The sequence below is a fragment of the Amycolatopsis sp. NPDC098790 genome (assembly GCF_044759945.1).
Taxonomy (GTDB): domain Bacteria; phylum Actinomycetota; class Actinomycetes; order Mycobacteriales; family Pseudonocardiaceae; genus Amycolatopsis.
The window spans coordinates 288,153-303,917 of the sequence record NZ_JBIWAI010000005.1 but is presented as its reverse complement, the minus strand read 5'-3'; the positions used below and the strand labels follow the sequence as shown (position 1 = coordinate 303,917).

The window sequence follows — 15,765 nt, the reverse complement described above, 5'->3', positions numbered from 1 at the left end:
ATGACCCCCGGTCGTGCTTTCCGACGACGCGCCCGAGCGGGTGCCGGGGCGAGCCTGGAAGCGTGAACGAAATCGGGAAGTTCCTCGCGGAGAATCCGACGGCCGCCGTGATCGCGGCGGGCGAAATCGGGTTCTGGGTGCTGATCGCGGCCGGGCTCGCCGTGCGTTACGTGCTGCGCGCCCGGCGCGCCTCGGTGGTGCTGTTGGCCATGGTGCCGCTGATCGACGTCGTGGTGCTGGTGGCGACCGTGCTCGACCTGGCCGGTGGGGCGAAGGCGAACTTCACGCACGGCCTGGCCGCCGTGTACTTGGGGTTCAGCGTGGTGTTCGGGCCGAGCATGGTGCGGTGGGCGGACGTGCGGTTCGCGCACCGGTTCGCGGGCGGGCCGCCACCGCCGCCGAAGCGGCAGGGGCGGGAGCGGGCGCGGCACGAGTGGCGCGAGTTCGGGAAGTGCCTGCTGGCCTGCGGGCTGGCGGCCGCGGCGCTGCTGGCGGCGATCTTCGTGATCGGCACCCCGGAGCAGGTGGCGCCGCTGTGGGACTGGTTCCCGCGGCTGGGCACGGTGACGACGATCTGGTTTGTCACAGGGCCGCTCTGGCAGGAACTGGCCGGCTCGGGTGGAGACGAGCGCGAGCACGGCCGGGCGGGCGAGGGCGGGGAGGAGCCTGAGGAAGGGGAGAAGCCTGCGCACGGTCAGGTGCGCGGGAATGGGTGCGAGCCCGGGGCGGCGCTCGAGCAGAGCTGGGTGAGTGAGCGCGGGGAGGAGTCTGGGGAAGGGGAGGCGCGTGGGCACGGCCAGGCGCGCGGGAACGGGCGCGAGCGCGGGGCGGCGCCCGAGCACGGCCGCGCGTGGGAGCACACGGAGGTGTGCGAGGACGGCCAGGCGCGCGGGCGCGGGGAGGTGCGTGACTACAGGGAGACACGTGAGCACGGCCAGGCGGGCAACCGCGGGGAGGAGCGTGGGTACAGAGCCGAGCGTGAGCGAAGCCAAGCGTGCGAGAACGGGCACGAACGCCAGGCGCCCGGGCACCGGGAGGTGCGGCGGTGATCGAGCTGCTCGGGATCCTGCTGGTCGTCCAAGGCGCCGGTGGCCTGCTCAACCGGCTGCTGGGCGCGGACTCGCCGAGCTGGTTCGTCCAGCTGCACTTGCTGCCGCCGTCGTTGCACATCGCGGCCAGCGTCGTCATGGTCCTGGCCGGGGCGGTGGTGCTGGTGGCGGGCCGGCGGCGGCAGGGCCGGGAGTGACGTCTTCCCGTGCGGATGGCGGGAACGGCCGCGCACCGGAATGCTGGTGCCCGTGCCCGACGTGATCCCCGCCCGCAGCGCCCTGCACCAGCTCGCCGACCGCCATGGTGTCGCCACCCGGTACGAGAACGCCGACCAGGAGTGGGTCGAAGTCGAAGACGACGTCGTCGTCGCCGTGCTCGGGCAGTTCGGCGTCGACGCCACCAGCGGCGACGCCATTGCCGCTGCACTGGCGGCGCAGGCTCCCGACGAACTGCCGCCGACGATCGTGCTGAAGGAGGGCACCGGACGGCCGCTGCCCGGGGATGCCGAGATCGTGCTCGAGGACGGCAGCCGGCGCCGGGTCACCGGCGAAATCCCCGGCGACCTGCCGCTCGGCTGGCACCGGGTGATCACGGCCGACCAGGACGTCGTGCTCGCCGTCGTGCCCGCGAAGCTGCCGGACGTCCCGCCCGCCTGGGGCTGGATGCTGCAGCTCTACGCCCTGCACTCGACCGGCTCGTGGGGCATCGGCGACTACGCCGACCTCGCCACCTTCGCCGCCCGGTCGGCGTCGGAACTGGACGCCGGCGTCCTGCTGGTCAACCCCGTCCAGGCCTTCAGCCCGGCCCACCCCGTCGAACGGTCGCCGTACTCGCCCGCGAGCCGGCGCTTCGCCAACCCGATCTACCTGCGCGTCACCGCGACCGAGACCTACGAGAAAGCCGACGCGGCCACGCAGGAGGCGGTGCGCTCCCTCGCGCCGGACGGCGAAGGCGAGCTGATCGACTACGACGGCGTCTGGACGGCGAAGCGCGCCGCCCTCGAGCTGCTGTGGCCGCACCGCGTCGAAGCGCTGCCCGACGATCAAGACCTGCTCGACTTCGCCCTCTTCTGCGCCCTCGCCGAGCAGCACGGTGCCGACTGGCGGGAGTGGCCGGAGCCGCTGCAAGACCCCGCCGGGCCCGACGTGGAAAAGGCCCGCGAGGAGCTGAAGGACCGCGTCGGCTTCCACACCTGGCTCCAGCACCTCTGCCGGGAGCAGCTGGAGACCGCCCGCAAGGCGGCGAAGGACGCCGGGATGACCGTCGGGATCGTGCACGACCTGCCGGTCGGCGTGCACCCCGGCGGGGCCGACACCTGGGCGGTGCGGGACGTCTTCGCCGCCGACGTCCGGGTCGGCGCGCCGCCGGACGCCTTCAACCAGCAGGGGCAGGACTGGAACCTGCCGCCGTGGCGGCCGGACAAGCTCGCCGAGGCGGGGTACGCGCCCTTCCGGGACGTCATCCGGGGCGTCCTGCGCTACGCCGACGGCATCCGCGTCGACCACATCGCCGGGCTGTGGCGGCTCTGGTGGATCCCGCCGGGCGAGCCCGCGCACCGCGGCACCTACGTCCACTACGACGCCGAGGCCATGGTCGGCGTGCTCGCGCTGGAAGCGCACCGGGCCGGCGCGGTCGTCGTGGGGGAGGACCTCGGCACGGTCGAGGAGACCGTCACCGAGACCATGCACGAACGCGGCATGCTCAGCTCGGCCGTGCTGTGGTTCGAACGCGACTGGGACGCGCCGGGCAAGCCGTTCACGCGTCCGGACACCTGGGACCCCGAGGCCATGGCCAGCATCTCCACGCACGACCTGCCGACCGTCTCCGGCTGGCTCCGGAGCGAGCACGTCCGGGTCCGGGCCGAGCTGGGCCTGCTGGACCGCGGGGTCGAGGCCGAGGAAGAAGCGGCCGCCGCCGAACGCCAGGCTCTGCGGGAACTCCTTGCGCGGGAAGGGATTCCGGACGACGACATGGTCGTCGCGCTGCACACCCTGCTCGCGCGGGCCGCCTCCCGGCTGGTGCTGACGTCGCCGGCCGACGTCGCGGGCCAGGTGCGGCAGCCGAATCTGCCCGGGACGGTCGACCAGTACCCTAACTGGCGGATTCCCCTTCCCGTCAGCGTCGACGGCTTCTTCACCGCGAAGGGGGTGCGCGCCGCGGTGGCGCCGCTGGCAGCAGCGCGTCCGTTGCCCGGGTAACGGGTACCCCACGGCGTACGACCCCCGCAGTGATGCGCGTCCGCGAGCGCGGACGCGCCCGGCACAACCCTGTGAAAGCTCGAGGAGACCCCAGTGCGGCCCTGGCCCGGAACGCCCTACCCGCTCGGCGCGACCTACGACGGAGTCGGGACGAACTTCGCCCTGTTCTCCGAGGTCGCCGAGCGGGTCGAACTGTGCTTGTTCGACGCCGAGGGCGGCGAGACGCGGTACGCGCTCGAAGAGGTGGACGGTTTCGTCCACCACGGCTACCTGCTGAACGTCGGTCCGGGACAGCGGTACGGCTTCCGCGTGCACGGCCCGTACGACCCGGCCCGCGGCCTGCGCTGCAACCCGAACAAGCTGCTCATCGACCCGTACGCGAAGGCCGTCTCGCACGGCGTGAAGTGGGACGAGTCGCTGTTCGGCTACCAGTTCGCCAACCCGGAGGAGCGCAACGACGCCGACTCCGCCGGCCGGGTGCCGTACTCGCTGGTCGCGAACCCGTTCTTCGACTGGGGCAACGACCGCCTGCCGAAGCGGCCGTACAACGAGACGGTCATCTACGAAGCCCACGTCAAGGGCATGACGGTGAACCACCCGTTCGTGCCCGAGGCGCTGCGGGGCACCTACGCCGGCATGGCGCACCCCGCCGTCGTCGAGCACCTGCAGAAGCTCGGCGTGACGGCGGTCGAGCTGCTGCCGGTGCACCAGTTCGTCTCCGACCACGGCCTCGAAGAAAAGGGCCTGACGAACTACTGGGGCTACAACACGATCGGCTACTTCGCGCCGCACGACTCCTACGCCGCGATGCCCGGCGAAGGCGGCCAGGTCCAGGAGTTCAAGGGGATGGTGAAGGCCTTCCACGAGGCCGGCATCGAAGTGATCCTCGACGTGGTTTACAACCACACCGCCGAGGGCAACCACCTCGGGCCGACGCTGTCGATGCGGGGCATCGACAACGAGGCCTACTACCGGCTGGTGGAGGGGGAGCCCGAGTACTACATGGACTACACCGGCACCGGGAACTCCCTCAACGTACGCAACCCGCACACCCTGCAGCTGATCATGGACTCGCTGCGGTACTGGGTGACGGAGATGCACGTCGACGGCTTCCGCTTCGACCTCGCCTCGGCCCTGGCGCGCGAGTTCTACGACGTCGACCGGCTGTCGACGTTCTTCGACCTCGTGCAGCAGGACCCGATCGTCAGCCAGGTGAAGCTGATCGCCGAGCCGTGGGACGTCGGCCCCGGTGGCTACCAGGTCGGCAACTTCCCGCCGCTGTGGACGGAGTGGAACGGGCAGTACCGCGACACCGTCCGCGACTTCTGGCGCGGCGAGCCCTCGACGCTGGGCGAGTTCGCGAGCCGGATCACCGGCTCGTCGGACCTCTACCAGGACGACGGCCGCCGCCCGTTCGCGTCGATCAACTTCGTCACCGCGCACGACGGCTTCACGCTGCGGGACCTGGTGTCCTACAACGAAAAGCACAACGAGGCCAACGGCGAAGACGGCCGCGACGGCGCCGACGACAACCGGTCGTGGAACTGCGGGGTCGAGGGCGAGACCGACGACGCGGACGTCAACGAGCTGCGCGCCCGCCAGCAGCGCAACATGCTGGCGACGGTGATGCTGTCGCAGGGCGTCCCGATGATCCTGCACGGCGACGAGTTCGGCCGCACCCAGCAGGGCAACAACAACGTCTACTGCCAGGACTCCGAACTGTCCTGGATGGACTGGGAGCTGGCCACCGAGCACGCCGACCTGGTCCGGTTCACCGGCGGGCTGGGCGCGTTCCGCCACCGCCACCCGGTGTTCCGCCGCCGCCGGTTCTTCCAGGGCGGCCCGGTCGGCAAGGGCGACAAGCTCGGCGACATCGCCTGGTTCACCCCGGCAGGCGAGGAGATGACCGAGCAGAACTGGGACGACGGCTTCGGCAAGGCGGTCGTCGTCTTCCTCAACGGCCAGGCCATCCCGGACCTCGACTCCCGCGGCATGCACGTGGAGGACGACTCGTTCCTGCTCGCGTTCAACGCTCACTACGAGGACATCGACGCCAAGCTCCCGGGCAACGGCTACGGCCAGGCTTGGACCGTCGTGGTCGACACCGCGACCGGCGAAGTCGAGCCGCGGGACGCGAAACCCATCGAAGGCGGCGGCCAGTTCACCCTGCCGGCCCGGTCCCTGATCGTGCTGCAGCGGACGGAGACGGAGTCCGAATGACCGTGCCGGAGTCGACCTACCGGGTGCAGCTGCGCCCGGAGTTCTCCTTCAGCGACGCGGCCGGCATCGCCGGCTACCTGCGCGACCTGGGCATCGGCGCGCTCTACGCGTCGCCGGTGCTGGACGCCGCGCCCGGTTCGACGCACGGCTACGACGTCGTCGACCCGACGCGCGCGCGGCCCGAGCTGGGCGGCGAGTCGGCGCGGCAGGAGCTCAGCGCGCTGCTGAAGGAGCTCGGGCTCGGTTTCGTGGTCGACATCGTGCCGAACCACATGTCGGTCGAGGTGCCGAAGGCCAACAAGTGGTGGTGGGACGTGCTGAAGCACGGCCGCGACTCCGAGTACGCCTCCTTCTTCGACATCGACTGGGCGCGCGGCCCGCTGCTGCTGCCGGTGCTCGGCGAGGACGACGCCGTCGCCGAGCTGACCGTCGACGGCGACGAGCTGGCCTACTACGACCACCGCTTCCCGATCGCGCCCGGCACCGAAGGCGGGACGCCGCAAGAGGTCCACGAGCGCCAGCACTACCGCCTGATCGGCTGGCGCCGCGGCAACGCGGAGCTGGGCTACCGCCGGTTCTTCGACATCACGAACCTGGCCGCGGTCCGCGTCGAGGACCCGACGGTGTTCGCGGCGACGCACGGGGAGGTGCTGCGCTGGGTCGCCGACGGCGACGTCACCGGCCTGCGCGTCGACCACCCGGACGGCCTCGCCGACCCCGGCGGCTACTTCCGGCGGCTGCGGGAGAACGCGCCGAACGCGTGGATCGTCGCGGAGAAGATCCTGCACCCCGGCGAGCCGCTGCCGCAGAGCTGGCCGGTCGACGGCACCACCGGCTACGACGCCCTGCGCGAGATCGCCGGCGTCTTCGTCGACCCGGCCGGCGAGCCCGGCTTCACCGAGCTGGCCACCGAACTGGGCGTGAAGACCGGCTACCACCGCGTCGAGGCCGAGGCCCGGCGGCTGGTCACCGACCGCATCCTCGTCGCCGAGGTCCGGCGGATCGCGGCGCTGCTGCCCGACGTCGATCCGGAGCAGGCCCGGCAAGCCGTCGCCGAGACGATGGTCGCCTTCCCCGTCTACCGCTCCTACCTGCCCGAAGGCGCGGCGAACTGGGCGGCGGCGATCGAGGGCGCGCGGCAGGCCCGGCCGGACCTCGCCGACGCGCTGATCCTCCTCGACGCGTACGTGACCAGGAACCCCGGCAGCGAGCTGGCCACCCGGATCCAGCAGACGTCCGGCATGGTCGTGGCCAAGGGCACCGAGGACACGACGTTCTACCGCTACACCCGCTTCGCCGCGCTCAACGAGGTCGGCGGCAACCCGGACCGGTTCGGCCTCGACGTCGAGGAGTTCCACCGGCTGGCGGCCGAGCGCGAGGCCGGGCACCCGGCCGCGATGACGACGCTGACCACGCACGACACCAAGCGCTCGGAGGACACCCGCGCGCGGATGGCCGTGCTGGCGGAGCTGCCCGGCGAGTTCGCCGACGCCGTCCGCCGCTGGACGGTGCGCCGCGGCATCGCCGAGCCGGCACTGAACCTCCTCGCCTGGCAGACGCTCGTGTCGACCTGGCCGATCGAGCCGGCCCGCCTCCGGGACTACCTCGACAAGGCGGCCAAGGAGGCCAAGCTCCGGACCAGCTGGACCGACCACGACGAGACGTTCGAGGCCGACGTCGCCGCGTGGCCCGAGGACGTCATGGGCGACGCCGAACTGGCGGCGGACATCGAAGCGTTCGTCGCGCGGATCGAGCGGCCCGGTTACGCGAACTCGCTCGGCCAGAAGCTGGTCCAGCTGACCGCGCCCGGCGTCCCCGACGTCTACCAGGGCACTGAGCTGTGGGACTTCTCGCTGGTCGACCCGGACAACCGCCGCCCGGTCGACTACGCGGTCCGCCGCGAACTGCTGGCCCGGATCGCCGACGGCGAACAGCCGGAGCTCGACTCCTCCGGCGCGGCGAAGCTGCTGGTCGTGCACAAGGCGCTGCGGCTGCGCCGGGAACACCCGGCGCTGTTCCGCGGCTACCGGCCGCTGCGGGCCGAAGGTCCCGCGGCGGAGCACGTGCTGGCCTTCACACGGTCCGCGGACCTGGCCGTCGCGGTCACCCGGCTGCCGATCGGCCTCGACGCCGCCGGCGGCTGGCGCGACACGGTGCTGCCGCTGCCCGACGGCGTCTGGACCGACGTCCTGACCGGCCGCGAAGCGAGCTCGGACGTGGCCACGTTGTTCGACCGGTACCCCGTCGCGTTGCTGGTGCGAGGAGACGCATGAGGTTCAGCGTGTGGGCCCCGTCCGCCGGGCGGGTCCGGGTGAGCGTCGACGCCGGCGTGCACGAGATGACCGCCGGCGACGGCGGCTGGTGGCACGCCGACGCCGACGGCGTCAACTACGCCTTCCTGCTGGACGACGACGAAAAGCCGCTGCCCGACCCGCGGTCGCGGTGGCAGCCCCACGGCGTCCACCAGGAGTCGCGCGTCTACGACCACGACGGGTTCGAGTGGACGGACGACGCCTGGCACGGCCGCCAGCTGCCCGGCGCCGTCCTCTACGAGCTGCACATCGGGACGTTCACCGAGGGCGGCACCTTCGACGCGGCGATCGACCGGCTCGACCACCTCGTCGACCTCGGCATCACCCACGTCGAGCTGCTGCCGGTCAACTCCTTCGACGGCACCGCGGGCTGGGGCTACGACGGCGTGCTCTGGGGCGCGGTCCACGAGCCCTACGGCGGGCCCGACGGCTTCAAGCGGTTCGTCGACGCGGCGCACGCGCGCGGGCTGGCCGTCGTGCTCGACGTCGTCTACAACCACCTCGGGCCGTCGGGCGCCTACCTCGACAAGTTCGGGCCGTACTTCGCCGGGCAGAACGACTGGGGCCCCGGTCTCAACCTCGACGGCGCCGGCTCGGACGAGGTCCGCCGGTACGTGATCGACAACGCGCTGAGCTGGTTCCGCGACTTCCACGTCGACGCGCTGCGCCTGGACGCGGTGCACGCGCTGCTCGACCGCCGCGCCGTCCACCTGCTCGAACAGCTCGCCACCGAGACCGAGGCGCTGTCGGCGGCGCTGAACCGGCCGCTGACGCTGATCGCCGAGTCCGACCTGAACGACCCCCGGCTGGTGACGCCCCGCGAGCGCGGCGGGTACGGCCTGCACGCCCAGTGGTCGGACGACTTCCACCACGCCCTGCACGTCAAGCTCACCGGCGAGACGTCCGGCTACTACACGGACTTCGCCGCGGGAGATGCCGTCGAGCGCGTACTGCGCGAGGTGTTCTTCCACGCCGGCACCTGGTCGTCGTTCCGCGAGCGGACCCACGGCCGCCCGGTGGACACCCGGACCGTGCCCGGCCACCGCTTCCTCGCCTACCTGCAGAACCACGACCAGATCGGCAACCGCGCGACCGGCGACCGGCTGTCCGCGACGGTCTCGCCGGGCCGGCTGGCGTGCGGCGCGGCGATCCTGTTCTGCTCGCCGTTCACGCCGATGGTGTTCATGGGGGAGGAGTGGGCGGCGAGCACGCCGTGGCAGTTCTTCGCCTCCTTCCCGGACCCGGAGCTGGCCGAGGCCGTCCGCACGGGCCGCCGTCGCGAGTTCGCCCGGCACGGCTGGGGCGAGTCCGAGGTGCCCGACCCGATGGACCCGGCGACGGTCGAGCGTTCGCGGCTCGACTGGGCGGAGGCCGACCAGCCCGGTCACCGAGAGGTGCTCGACCTGCACCGCACGTTGATCCGGCTGCGCCGCGACCACCCCGAGCTGGCGGACCCCCACGTCGACGGCCTGCGGGTCGACGCCGCGCCGGACGGCTCCTGGCTGGTGCTGCACCGGGGTGCGCTGCGGCTGGCCGTCAACTTCGGCGAAGGCCCGGTCACGCTCCCGCTCGGGGCCACGAAGACCCTGTTGACCTGGGCGGACGCCACGGTGGACGGGGGCGCCGCGCAGCTGCCGCCGGACACCTTCGCCCTTGTCGAAACGGCGGCGGCCCGGTAACCGTCCCGGTATAGGGGCGCGGCGGACCGGCCGGATCTGGGACGATTCAGGAATGGCCACACGACCCTCGACCCAGCACGTCCGCGCCGGACGCCCGTTCCCGCTCGGCGCCCACCCCGAGGCGGGCGGGGTCCGGTTCGCGATCACCTCCGCCGTCGCGGACGCGGTCGACCTGTGCCTGATCGACGCCGACGGGTCGGAACGCCGGATCGCGCTCACCGAGCGCACGTTCGGCGTCTGGCACGGCCTGGTGCCCGGGGTGACGCCGGGGCAGCGCTACGGCTACCGCGTCCACGGCCCGTACGACCCGGCCCGCGGCCTGCGCTGCAACCCGCACAAGCTGCTCCTCGACCCGTACGCCCGGTCGATCACCGGCGGGCTCACCGACCTGAGCGCGGCCCAGGGCTTCACCGGCGACCCCGAGCGCGGCCCGATGTCCACTGTGGACTCCCTGGGCAGCGTGCCGCTGTCGGTGGTCACCTCGCCGGGCGGCCCCGACACCGGCATCAAGCCGGAGGTCCCGTTCGAAGAAGCGGTGATCTACGAACTGCACGTCAAGGGGTTCACGCAGCAGCACCCGTTCATCCCGGAGGCGCTGCGCGGCACCTACCTCGGCCTGGCCCACCCGGTGGCGATCGAGTACCTGACCCGGCTCGGCGTCACGTCGGTGGAGCTGCTGCCGGTGCACTCGTTCCTCGACGAGCCGTCGCTGGTGCGGGACGGGCGGCACAACTACTGGGGGTACTCGCCGCTCGGCTTCTTCGCGCCGCACGCGGCCTACGCCAGCGAGCCCGGCCACGAGGTCGAGGAGTTCCGCCTGATGGTGGCCGCCCTGCACGCGGCCGGCATCGAGGTGATCGTCGACGTCGTGTTCAACCACACCTGCGAAGGCGGGCCGGACGGGCCGACGCTGAGCTTCCGCGGGCTGAACGCGCCCGCGTACTACCTGCACACCGACCGCGGCCACATGGCCGACATCACCGGCTGCGGCAACACCCTGGAGGCCGGCTCGCCGACGGTGGTCCGGCTGGTCACCGACTCGCTGCGGTACTGGACGCAGGAGCTGGGCGTCGACGGCTTCCGGTTCGACCTGGCCAGCACGCTCGGCCGGGCCCGCGGCGGCTCGTTCGACCCCGCGTCGACGCTGCTCACCGCGATCACCACCGACCCGGTGCTCTCGCGCTGCAAGCTCATCGCCGAGCCGTGGGACGCGACCGGCGAGGGCTACCGCGTCGGCGGCTTCGGCGCCCAGTGGGCGGAGTGGAACGGCCGCTACCGCGACACCGTGCGCGACTTCTGGCGCGGCGCGACCGGCGTGCGCGACCTCGCCTACCGGCTGTCCGGTTCGTCGGACCTCTACGACCACAACCTGCGCCGGCCGTGGCAGTCGATCAACTTCGTCACCGCCCACGACGGCTTCACGCTGCGGGACCTGGTGTCCTACAACGGGAAGCACAACGAAGGCAACGGCGAGGACAACCGCGACGGCACCAACGACAACCGCTCGTGGAACCACGGTGCCGAGGGCGACACCGCCGACCAGGGGATCCGCGAACTGCGTGCGCGGCAGGTGCGGAACATGTTCGCGACGCTGCTGCTGTCCACCGGCACGCCGATGATCACCGCGGGTGACGAGTTCTGGCGGACCCAGGGCGGCAACAACAACGCGTACTGCCTCGACGACGAAACGTCCTGGCTGGACTGGACGCCGGAAGACCCCGAGGCCGAGGCGATGCTGACCTTCGCCCGCCGGGTCGTGCGGCTGCGGGCGAACAGCCCGGCGCTGCGGCAGCCGGAGTTCTTCGAAGGCCGGACGACCCCGACCGGCCAGCCGGACCTGGTCTGGTTCCGGCCGGACGGCGAGGAGTTCGGCGAGACCGACTGGTTCGAGGACCGGCACACGCTCGGCATGTGGATCGACGGCTCGAACAGCCAGGCCCGCAACCGCGACGGCGAGCTGGTGCCCGACCACTCGTGGCTGCTGTGGCTGCACGCGGGCGACGAGCCGGCCGAGGTGGTGCTGCCGGGCCGCGAGTACGGCGAGACGTTCAAGCCGACGCTCGACACGAGCACCGGCGACGGCAGCCCGGCCAACCCGGGGACGCTGGAGGCCAAGAGCCGGGTGACGCTGCAGTCGCGCTCGCTGCTGTTGCTGCGCGCCCCGCGCCTGGCGGCGGAGGCGCAGGCCGACGGCCGCTGACGGGTAGGGCCGGCGGAGCTTTCCCAGGGAAAGATCCGCCCGGTTCGTCCATTCGGGTACGGGTGGTGGCCGTTCGGGTCCGCGTGTCGGCGGACCGCGTTCGCGCGCGCTCTTAACGCGCCGGACATCCGCCGGAAATTCGTTGCGGGGAAAGCGTTTCGTCCGCGGCCGCCTGGGTACACGGAAGAGAGCCCTGCCTCCCAGGCGCTTGATCGAGTCAGGCAGACTGGCGTCGCCTGCGTCCAACCGAACACACCGAGGGGCGTTGCCCATGACCGGCCGGCTCGGCATCGACGACGTCTCCCCCAGCGTGAGCTGCGGCCGGTATCCGGCCAAAGCCGTTGTGGGGGAACACATCCCGGTCACCGCGACCGTCTGGCGGGAAGGCCACGACGCCGTCGCGGCGACCGTCGCGTGGCGCGGCCCGGACGACCGGCTGACCCGTCAGACGCGGATGGTGCCGCGCGGTCCGGACCACCCCGACTCCTTCGCCGCGGTGATCGTCCCGGACACCACCGGGCAGTGGACCTACCGGATCGACGCGTGGGGCGACCCCTGGGCGACGTGGGAGCACGCCGTCGAGGTGAAGGTCGCCGCCGGGCAGGGGCCCGAGGACCTCGCGAACGACCTCGAGAACGGCGCCCGGCTGCTGGAGCGCGTCTCCCGCCGCCCGGACCGCCGGGCCGAGAAAGCGCTTTTGACCGGCGCGGTGACGGCGTTGCGCGACGAAGAGCGCGCCCTCGCCGAGCGCGTCGGGCCCGCGCTCTCGCCCGAGGTCCGCCAGCTCATGCGCGAGTTCCCGGTGCGCGAGCTGATCACCAAGGGCAAGCCGCACAAGGTCTGGGTCGACCGCCGCCGGGCCGCGTTCGGCTCCTGGTACGAGCTCTTCCCGCGCTCCACCGGCGGCCTCGACGCCGAGGGCAACGCGGTGCACGGCACCTTCACCACCGCCGCGACCGCGCTCGACCGGGTCGCGAAGATGGGCTTCGACGTCGTCTACCTGCCGCCGATCCACCCGATCGGGCGGGTCAACCGCAAGGGCCCCAACAACACCCTCGACGCGAAGCCCGAGGACGTCGGCTCGCCGTGGGCCATCGGCGCCGACGAGGGCGGGCACGACGCGATCCACCCCGACCTCGGCACCTTCGAGGACTTCGACGCCTTCGTCGCCCGGTCCGAAGAGCTCGGCATGGAGGTCGCGCTCGACTTCGCGCTGCAGGCCGCGCCCGACCACCCGTGGGTCCTGAAGAACCCGGAGTTCTTCACCACCCGCCCGGACGGCTCGATCGCCTACGCGGAGAACCCGCCGAAGAAGTACCAGGACATCTATCCGATCAACTTCGACAACGACCCCAAGGCCGTCTACGAAGAGATGCTCCGCGTCATCACGGTCTGGGTCGAGCACGGGGTCAAGATCTTCCGGGTCGACAACCCGCACACCAAGCCGCCGGACTTCTGGGCCTGGCTGATCCAGTCGGTCAAGGACGCCCACCCGGACGTGCTGTTCCTGGCCGAGGCGTTCACCCGCCCGGCGCGGCTGTGGGGCCTGGCCCGGCTCGGCTTCACCCAGAGCTACACGTACTTCACGTGGCGGACCGGCAAGCAGGAGCTGATCGACTTCGCCATCGACCTGCGCGACCACTGGGACCAGGGCCGGCCGAACCTGTTCGTCAACACCCCGGACATCCTCCACGAGTCGCTGCAGCGCGGCGGCCCCGGCATGTTCGCGCTGCGGGCGGCGCTCGCGGCGACGATCTCGCCGACGTGGGGCGTCTACTCCGGCTACGAGCTGTTCGAGCACGTCCCGGTCCGCGAGGGCAGCGAGGAGTACCTCGACTCCGAGAAGTACCAGCTGCGCCCGCGCGACTTCGAGCGCGCGGTCGCCGAAGGCCGCTCGCTGGAGCCGTGGATCGCGAAGCTGAACTCCGTCCGCCGCGCGCACCCGGCGCTGCAGCAGATGCGCACCCTGCACTTCCACCACGTCGACAACGACGCGCTGCTGGCCTACTCCAAACAGGACCCGGCCACCGGCGACACGGTGGTCACCGTCGTGACGCTCGACCCGTACGGGCCCCAGGAGGGCACGCTCTGGCTCGACACCGGAGCGCTCGGGTTCGAGGCGCACGAGCGGCTGATCGCGCACGACGAGGTCACCGGCGACACCTGGGACTGGGGTCAGGCGAACTTCGTCCGGCTCGAACCCTGGCGGGCCGTGGCGCACGTGGTGTCGGTGCGGCGACGGCTGGCCGGCTGAGAACGGAAGGACAGGAACCCGAGGGACTGAGGTGGAGCAGATGGCGGATGAGGCCCGGCCCGACGCGGCGCTGGGGCTGGAAGGCGTGCCGCACACCGGTGAGGCGATCACCGCGGACGGGATGCTCGTCGAACCCCAGGCCGGCGACTTCCGCTCGGCGCAGCAGGCGCCCAGCAACCCGGAGTGGTTCAAGGGCGCGGTGTTCTACGAAGTGCTGGTGCGCGCGTTCGCCGACTCCAACGGCGACGGCACCGGCGACCTGAGAGGCCTGGCCGGCCGGCTGGACTACCTGGCCTGGCTGGGCATCGACTGCCTGTGGCTGCCGCCGTTCTACGCGTCGCCGCTGCGCGACGGCGGGTACGACATCAGCGACTTCCGCGCGGTGCTCCCGGAGTTCGGCAGCGTCGAGGACTTCGTGTTCCTGCTCAACGAGGCCCACCGGCGCGGTATCCGGGTGATCACGGACCTGGTGCTCAACCACACCTCGGACGCGCACCCGTGGTTCCAGCAGTCCCGCAGCGAGCCCGACGGCCCGTACGGCGACTACTACGTCTGGAGCGACGACGACTCCCGCTACGCCGACGCGCGGATCATCTTCGTCGACACCGAGACGTCGAACTGGACCTACGACCCGGTGCGCGGTCAGTTCTACTGGCACCGGTTCTTCTCCCACCAGCCCGACCTGAACTACGAGAACGTCGACGTCCAGAACGCGATGATCGACGTCCTGCGCTTCTGGCTCGACCTGGGCATCGACGGGTTCCGCCTGGACGCCGTGCCGTACCTGTTCGAGCAGGAGGGCACCAACTGCGAGAACCTGCCGCGCACGCACGAGTTCCTCAAGCGCTGCCGCAAGGTCGTCGACGACGAGTACCCGGGCCGGATCCTGCTGGCCGAGGCCAACCAGTGGCCGTCGGACGTCGTCGAGTACTTCGGCGACCCGCAGGTCGGCGGCGACGAGTGCCACATGGCGTTCCACTTCCCGCTGATGCCGCGGATCTTCATGGCGGTGCGCCGCGAATCGCGGTTCCCGATCTCGGAGATCCTCACCCAGACCCCGGAGATCCCCAGCGGCACGCAGTGGGGCATCTTCCTGCGCAACCACGACGAGCTGACCCTCGAGATGGTCACCGACGAAGAGCGCGACTACATGTACGCGGAGTACGCCAAGGACCCGCGGATGAAGGCCAACATCGGCATCCGCCGGAGGCTGGCGCCGCTGCTGGACAACGACCGCAACCAGCAGGAGCTGTTCACGGCCATGCTGCTGTCCCTGCCGGGCTCGCCCGTTCTGTACTACGGTGACGAGATCGGCATGGGAGACAACATCTGGCTCGGCGACCGCGACGCGGTCCGCACCCCCATGCAGTGGACCCCGGACCGCAACGCCGGGTTCTCGGCCTGCGACCCGGGCCGGATCTACCTGCCGGTGATCATGGACCCGGTGTACGGCTACCAGGGCCTGAACGTCGAGGCGCAGTCGAACAACGACGCCTCGCTGCTCAACTGGACCCGGCGGATGATCGAGGTGCGCAAGCAGCACCACGCGTTCGCGGAAGGCGAGTTCGTCGACCTCGGCGGGTCCAACCCGAGCGTGCTGGCGTACAAGCGCCAGTGGCGGCGCCCGGACGGCGGCGAGGACGTCGTGCTCTGCGTGAACAACCTCTCCCGGTTCCCGCAGCCGGTGGAGCTGGATCTGTCCGCGCACCGCGGGTGCACGCCGGTGGAGCTCACCGGCGGCGTGCGGTTCCCCAGCATCGGGGACCTGTCGTACCTGCTGACGCTGCCCGGGCACGGCTTCTACTGGTTCCAGCTGACGAGCTCGGGAGACGAAGGCGAAGCGAGGTGAGTC

The 15,765-nt window shown here is 71.6% G+C and carries 9 protein-coding genes; all 9 read left to right on the top strand.

The window, feature by feature from the left end:
* Window positions 1-62 precede the first annotated feature (62 nt).
* The 9 genes from ACIQWX_RS34980 (at window position 63) to treS (ending at window position 15,762) form a co-directional block, all read left to right on the top strand.
* The gene (locus ACIQWX_RS34980) at window positions 63-1,049 is read left to right on the top strand and encodes a hypothetical protein (protein WP_400880520.1); all 987 of its coding nucleotides are present in this window, start codon (window positions 63-65) and stop codon (window positions 1,047-1,049) included.
* Window positions 1,046-1,246 (top strand): hypothetical protein, encoded by a 201-nt coding sequence (locus ACIQWX_RS34975; RefSeq protein ID WP_400880518.1) that lies wholly within the window; start codon window positions 1,046-1,048, stop codon window positions 1,244-1,246. Before ACIQWX_RS34980 ends, ACIQWX_RS34975 begins: the two co-directional genes overlap by 4 nt.
* Before the next feature lie 40 nt (window positions 1,247-1,286).
* Complete coding sequence (malQ, locus tag ACIQWX_RS34970) at window positions 1,287-3,248, top strand: 4-alpha-glucanotransferase (RefSeq protein ID WP_400880515.1); 1,962 nt, start codon at window positions 1,287-1,289, stop codon at window positions 3,246-3,248.
* Window positions 3,249-3,341: 93 nt separating this feature from the next.
* A complete protein-coding gene (gene glgX, locus ACIQWX_RS34965; RefSeq protein WP_400880512.1) occupies window positions 3,342-5,468 on the top strand; it encodes a glycogen debranching protein GlgX in 2,127 nt (708 codons plus the stop codon).
* The gene (treY, locus tag ACIQWX_RS34960) at window positions 5,465-7,741 is read left to right on the top strand and encodes a malto-oligosyltrehalose synthase (protein WP_400880509.1); all 2,277 of its coding nucleotides are present in this window, start codon (window positions 5,465-5,467) and stop codon (window positions 7,739-7,741) included. The genes glgX (ACIQWX_RS34965) and treY overlap by 4 nt, the downstream gene beginning before the upstream one ends.
* Entirely contained in the window at window positions 7,738-9,459 is a 1,722-nt protein-coding gene (gene treZ, locus ACIQWX_RS34955; RefSeq protein WP_400880506.1) for a malto-oligosyltrehalose trehalohydrolase, read from the top strand. Before treY ends, treZ begins: the two co-directional genes overlap by 4 nt.
* A 52-nt stretch (window positions 9,460-9,511) precedes the next feature.
* Entirely contained in the window at window positions 9,512-11,659 is a 2,148-nt protein-coding gene (gene glgX, locus ACIQWX_RS34950) for a glycogen debranching protein GlgX (protein WP_400880503.1), read from the top strand.
* 271 nt (window positions 11,660-11,930) lie between these two features.
* Window positions 11,931-13,913: a maltotransferase domain-containing protein gene (locus ACIQWX_RS34945; RefSeq protein ID WP_400880500.1), complete on the top strand. Its 1,983-nt coding sequence runs from the start codon at window positions 11,931-11,933 to the stop codon at window positions 13,911-13,913.
* A 40-nt stretch (window positions 13,914-13,953) separates the two neighbouring features.
* Window positions 13,954-15,762: a maltose alpha-D-glucosyltransferase gene (treS, locus tag ACIQWX_RS34940; RefSeq protein WP_400880497.1), complete on the top strand. Its 1,809-nt coding sequence runs from the start codon at window positions 13,954-13,956 to the stop codon at window positions 15,760-15,762.
* The last annotated feature ends 3 nt before the right edge of the window (window positions 15,763-15,765 follow it).

Bases quoted from the DNA above. Each gene is read 5' to 3' on its own strand.
- malQ (WP_400880515.1), top strand. From the start codon at position 1,287: ATGCTGGTGCCCGTGCCCGACGTGATCCCCGCCCGCAGCGCCCTGCAC.
- treY (WP_400880509.1), top strand. From the start codon at position 5,465: ATGACCGTGCCGGAGTCGACCTACCGGGTGCAGCTGCGCCCGGAGTTC.
- ACIQWX_RS34945 (WP_400880500.1), top strand. From the start codon at position 11,931: ATGACCGGCCGGCTCGGCATCGACGACGTCTCCCCCAGCGTGAGCTGC.
- treZ (WP_400880506.1), top strand. From the start codon at position 7,738: ATGAGGTTCAGCGTGTGGGCCCCGTCCGCCGGGCGGGTCCGGGTGAGC.
- glgX (WP_400880503.1), top strand. From the start codon at position 9,512: ATGGCCACACGACCCTCGACCCAGCACGTCCGCGCCGGACGCCCGTTC.
- treS (WP_400880497.1), top strand. From the start codon at position 13,954: ATGGCGGATGAGGCCCGGCCCGACGCGGCGCTGGGGCTGGAAGGCGTG.